This window comes from Streptomyces otsuchiensis (genome assembly GCF_004305975.1).
GTDB lineage: Bacteria > Actinomycetota > Actinomycetes > Streptomycetales > Streptomycetaceae > Streptomyces > Streptomyces otsuchiensis.
The window spans coordinates 1-327 of sequence record NZ_BHZI01000637.1 but is presented as its reverse complement, the minus strand read 5'-3'; the positions used below and the strand labels follow the sequence as shown (position 1 = coordinate 327).

The 327-nt window shown below is 74.9% G+C and carries 1 protein-coding gene; it reads right to left on the bottom strand.

Going from position 1 to position 327, the window contains the following annotated elements; all coding sequences use genetic code 11:
* Positions 1-64: 64 nt before the first annotated feature.
* Complete coding sequence (locus E0D90_RS26985) at positions 65-211, bottom strand: hypothetical protein (RefSeq protein ID WP_157996967.1); 147 nt, start codon at positions 209-211, stop codon at positions 65-67.
* Positions 212-327 lie beyond the last annotated feature (116 nt).

The following is a 327-nucleotide window of genomic DNA, read 5'->3' as shown; positions in this document are numbered from 1 at the left end:
GGGAAGGGCGGGCGGCCTCGTGGCCGTGGGGCCGCTGACGCCGGGCGGGGCGGCAGGCAGCCCGTCAGAGTCCGTGGCGGCGGTCTCCGAGCACCAGCTCGCAGACCCGGCGCTCCGCTTCGGGCCCGAATGGGCCTTCCGCCCGGTCCAGGGGGGCGGCGGGCGCGGCCGAGGCGCGCTCCGCCGGTTCCGGTGTGTTCTGTGGGGTCACGACGTCCACCTCTCGCTGTTGGTACCGCGATCGTCGAACGGCACGGCCGGTCGAGCAAGCTTCGTTGCCGTTACGGCAAGCACGAGGTCGCACAGGGTGGCGGCGGGGAGAGGGGT